Source organism: Candidatus Enterococcus moelleringii (assembly GCF_017377575.1).
Classification (GTDB): Bacteria; Bacillota; Bacilli; order Lactobacillales; family Enterococcaceae; genus Enterococcus_A; species Enterococcus_A moelleringii.
On record NZ_JAFREM010000049.1, the window covers coordinates 1 to 4,986 of the forward strand.

At 50.3% G+C, this 4,986-nt stretch carries 3 rRNA genes; all 3 read right to left on the reverse strand.

Annotated features, from left to right (window positions below):
• Nucleotides 1-107: ribosomal RNA gene (gene rrf / locus JZO70_RS22105) — 5S ribosomal RNA — on the reverse strand; the annotation flags it as partial.
• A gap of 65 nt (nucleotides 108-172) precedes the next feature.
• A 23S ribosomal RNA gene (locus tag JZO70_RS22110) occupies nucleotides 173-3,083 on the reverse strand.
• A gap of 260 nt (nucleotides 3,084-3,343) precedes the next feature.
• Nucleotides 3,344-4,903, reverse strand: a 16S ribosomal RNA gene (locus tag JZO70_RS22115).
• Between the last annotated feature and the right edge of the window lie 83 nt (nucleotides 4,904-4,986).

Sequence of the window (4,986 nt, forward strand, 5' to 3'; positions counted from 1 at the left end):
CGTCCTACTCTCACAAAGGGAAACCCTTCACTACAATCGGCGCTAAGAAGCTTAACTTCTGTGTTCGGCATGGGAACAGGTGTATCCTTCTTGCCATCGCCACCACACTATTTACTTGAGTAAGTTTCGCTCACTCAAAACTGGATCAGAAAATAAACAATTACCAAGTTTTTTGGTTAAGTCCTCGATCGATTAGTATCAGTCCGCTCCATACATCACTGTACTTCCACTCCTGACCTATCTACCTGATCATCTCTCAGGGATCTTACTTTCTTAAAGAAATGGGAAATCTCATCTTGAGGTGGGCTTCACACTTAGATGCTTTCAGCGTTTATCCCTTCCCTACATAGCTACCCAGCGATGCCTCTGGCGAGACAACTGGTACACCAGCGGTAAGTCCATCCCGGTCCTCTCGTACTAAGGACAGATCCTCTCAAATTTCCAACGCCCGCGACGGATAGGGACCGAACTGTCTCACGACGTTCTGAACCCAGCTCGCGTGCCGCTTTAATGGGCGAACAGCCCAACCCTTGGGACCGACTACAGCCCCAGGATGCGACGAGCCGACATCGAGGTGCCAAACCTCCCCGTCGATGTGGACTCTTGGGGGAGATAAGCCTGTTATCCCCAGGGTAGCTTTTATCCGTTGAGCGATGGCCCTTCCATGCGGAACCACCGGATCACTAAGCCCGACTTTCGTCCCTGCTCGAGTTGTAGCTCTCGCAGTCAAGCTCCCTTGTGCCTTTACACTCTGCGAATGATTTCCAACCATTCTGAGGGAACCTTTGGGCGCCTCCGTTACTCTTTAGGAGGCGACCGCCCCAGTCAAACTGCCCATCTGACACTGTCTCCCAGCCCGGTAAGGGCTGCGGGTTAGAGTGGCCATAACACAGGGGTAGTATCCCACCAGCGCCTCAGCCGAAACTGGCGTCCCGGCGTCTAAGGCTCCTACCTATCCTGTACATGTGGTACAGACACTCAATATCAAACTGCAGTAAAGCTCCATGGGGTCTTTCCGTCCTGTCGCGGGTAACCTGCATCTTCACAGGTACTAAAATTTCACCGAGTCTCTCGTTGAGACAGTGCCCAAATCGTTACGCCTTTCGTGCGGGTCGGAACTTACCCGACAAGGAATTTCGCTACCTTAGGACCGTTATAGTTACGGCCGCCGTTTACTGGGGCTTCAATTCGTACCTTCGCTTACGCTAAGCACTCCTCTTAACCTTCCAGCACCGGGCAGGCGTCAGCCCCTATACGTCATCTTTCGATTTTGCAGAGACCTGTGTTTTTGATAAACAGTCGCTTGGGCCTATTCACTGCGGCTGATCGTTAGATCAGCACCCCTTCTCCCGAAGTTACGGGGTCATTTTGCCGAGTTCCTTAACGAGAGTTCGCTCGCTCACCTTAGGATGCTCTCCTCGACTACCTGTGTCGGTTTACGGTACGGGCCGTTGTTTTCTCACTAGAAGCTTTTCTTGGCAGTGTGACATCAGGAACTTCGGTACTTAAGTTCCCTCCCCATCACAACTTGTCCTTAAAGAAGTAAGCATTTGACTCACCTCAAGACTCATTGCTTGGACAGACATTTCCAATCGTCTGATTCCTTAGCCTACTGCGTCCCTCCATTGCTCAAACAAAAACAACGGGTACAGGAATATCAACCTGTTATCCATCGCCTACGCCTTTCGGCCTCGGCTTAGGTCCCGACTAACCCTGGGCGGACGAGCCTTCCCCAGGAAACCTTAGTCATACGGTGGACAGGATTCTCACCTGTCTTTCGCTACTCATACCGGCATTCTCACTTCTAAGCGCTCCAGCAGTCCTCACGGTCTACCTTCAACGCCCTTAGAACGCTCTCCTACCATTGCACCATAGGTGCAATCCACAGCTTCGGTAATATGTTTAGCCCCGGTACATTTTCGGCGCAGGGTCACTCGACTAGTGAGCTATTACGCACTCTTTAAATGGTGGCTGCTTCTAAGCCAACATCCTAGTTGTCTGTGCAACCCCACATCCTTTTCCACTTAACATATATTTTGGGACCTTAGCTGGTGGTCTGGGCTGTTTCCCTTTCGACTATGGATCTTATCACTCACAGTCTGACTCCCAGAGATGAATGAATGGCATTCGGAGTTTATCTGAATTCGGTAACCCGAGATGGGCCCCTAGTCCAAACAGTGCTCTACCTCCATCATTCTTACTCTGAGGCTAGCCCTAAAGCTATTTCGGAGAGAACCAGCTATCTCCAAGTTCGTTTGGAATTTCTCCGCTACCCACACCTCATCCCCGCACTTTTCAACGTACGTGGGTTCGGTCCTCCAGTGCGTTTTACCGCACCTTCAACCTGGACATGGGTAGATCACATGGTTTCGGGTCTACGACCACTTACTCATTCGCCCATTTCAGACTCGCTTTCGCTGCGGCTCCGTCTTTTCGACTTAACCTCGCAAGTAATCGTAACTCGCCGGTTCATTCTACAAAAGGCACGCCATCACCCATTAACGGGCTTTGACTTGTTGTAGGCACACGGTTTCAGGATCTATTTCACTCCCCTTCCGGGGTGCTTTTCACCTTTCCCTCACGGTACTGGTTCACTATCGGTCACTAGGGAGTATTTAGCCTTGGGAGATGGTCCTCCCGGATTCCGACGGAATTCCTCGTGTTCCGCCGTACTCAGGATCCTCCTAGGTGCTATCCAAATTTCATCTACGGGGCTTTTACCCTCTCTAGCGGACTTTTCCAAGTCCTTCGATTATTTGAATAAACTACCATATCGGAGTCCTACAACCCCAAGATGCAAGCATCTTGGTTTGGGCTTTTCCCGTTTCGCTCGCCGCTACTCAGGGAATCGAATTTTCTTTCTCTTCCTGCAGGTACTTAGATGTTTCAGTTCTCTGCGTCTACCTCTAATCAGCTATGTATTCACTGAAAAGTAACATCCTATAAAAGATGTTGGGTTTCCCCATTCGGAAATCTCCGGATCAAAGCTTACTTACAGCTCCCCGAAGCATATCGGTGTTAGTCCCGTCCTTCATCGGCTCCTAGTGCCAAGGCATCCACCGTGCGCCCTTATTCACTTAACCTTATCAACCTTGCGGTTGGTTTTTGATCTTCTCTTCTAGCGATAGAAGTCCGATCAATAAAAAAAGCAATTGAACTATATAAAAAACTCATTCAACGCGGTGTTTTTTTCTCGGTTTGTTTGTTTATTTTCTGTATCCAGTTTTCAATGAACGAATTGTTTCTTTGAGAGTAAACCTCTCAAAACTGAACGAATAAAAGCAAAACCTGTGTAGTCTTCCGTAACGCTGGTTTGCATTGCTGCATCCCAGCTAATCCTTAGAAAGGAGGTGATCCAGCCGCACCTTCCGATACGGCTACCTTGTTACGACTTCACCCCAATCATCTATCCCACCTTAGGCGGCTGGCTCCATAAAGGTTACCTCACCGACTTCGGGTGTTACAAACTCTCGTGGTGTGACGGGCGGTGTGTACAAGGCCCGGGAACGTATTCACCGCGGCGTGCTGATCCGCGATTACTAGCGATTCCGGCTTCATGTAGGCGAGTTGCAGCCTACAATCCGAACTGAGAGAAGCTTTAAGAGATTAGCTTAGCCTCGCGACTTCGCGACTCGTTGTACTTCCCATTGTAGCACGTGTGTAGCCCAGGTCATAAGGGGCATGATGATTTGACGTCATCCCCACCTTCCTCCGGTTTGTCACCGGCAGTCTCGCTAGAGTGCCCAACTGAATGATGGCAACTAACAATAAGGGTTGCGCTCGTTGCGGGACTTAACCCAACATCTCACGACACGAGCTGACGACAACCATGCACCACCTGTCACTTTGCCCCCGAAGGGGAAGCTCTATCTCTAGAGTGGTCAAAGGATGTCAAGACCTGGTAAGGTTCTTCGCGTTGCTTCGAATTAAACCACATGCTCCACCGCTTGTGCGGGCCCCCGTCAATTCCTTTGAGTTTCAACCTTGCGGTCGTACTCCCCAGGCGGAGTGCTTAATGCGTTAGCTGCAGCACTGAAGGGCGGAAACCCTCCAACACTTAGCACTCATCGTTTACGGCGTGGACTACCAGGGTATCTAATCCTGTTTGCTCCCCACGCTTTCGAGCCTCAGCGTCAGTTACAGACCAGAGAGCCGCCTTCGCCACTGGTGTTCCTCCATATATCTACGCATTTCACCGCTACACATGGAATTCCACTCTCCTCTTCTGCACTCAAGTTTCCCAGTTTCCAATGACCCTCCCCGGTTGAGCCGGGGGCTTTCACATCAGACTTAAGAAACCGCCTGCGCTCGCTTTACGCCCAATAAATCCGGACAACGCTTGCCACCTACGTATTACCGCGGCTGCTGGCACGTAGTTAGCCGTGGCTTTCTGGTTAGATACCGTCAAGGGGTGAACTTTTTACTCTCACCCTTGTTCTTCTCTAACAACAGAGTTTTACGATCCGAAAACCTTCTTCACTCACGCGGCGTTGCTCGGTCAGACTTTCGTCCATTGCCGAAGATTCCCTACTGCTGCCTCCCGTAGGAGTTTGGGCCGTGTCTCAGTCCCAATGTGGCCGATCACCCTCTCAGGTCGGCTATGCATCGTTGCCTTGGTGAGCCGTTACCTCACCAACTAGCTAATGCACCGCGGGTCCATCCTCGAGTGACGCAAAAGCGCCTTTCAAAAGAAAACCATGCGGTTTTCTTTGTTATGCGGTATTAGCACCTGTTTCCAAGTGTTATCCCCCGCTCGAGGGTAGGTTACCCACGTGTTACTCACCCGTCCGCCACTCTTTTTCTTTCGGTGGAGCAAGCTCCGGTGAAAGAAAAAGCGTTCGACTTGCATGTATTAGGCACGCCGCCAGCGTTCGTCCTGAGCCAGGATCAAACTCTCATAAAAGATGTTTGAAACAGTCTTGCGACTGTAAGCTCAATTTAAAAATTGATTCGCTAGCAATTGCTTGCTATGTTGTTTGCTTCTAT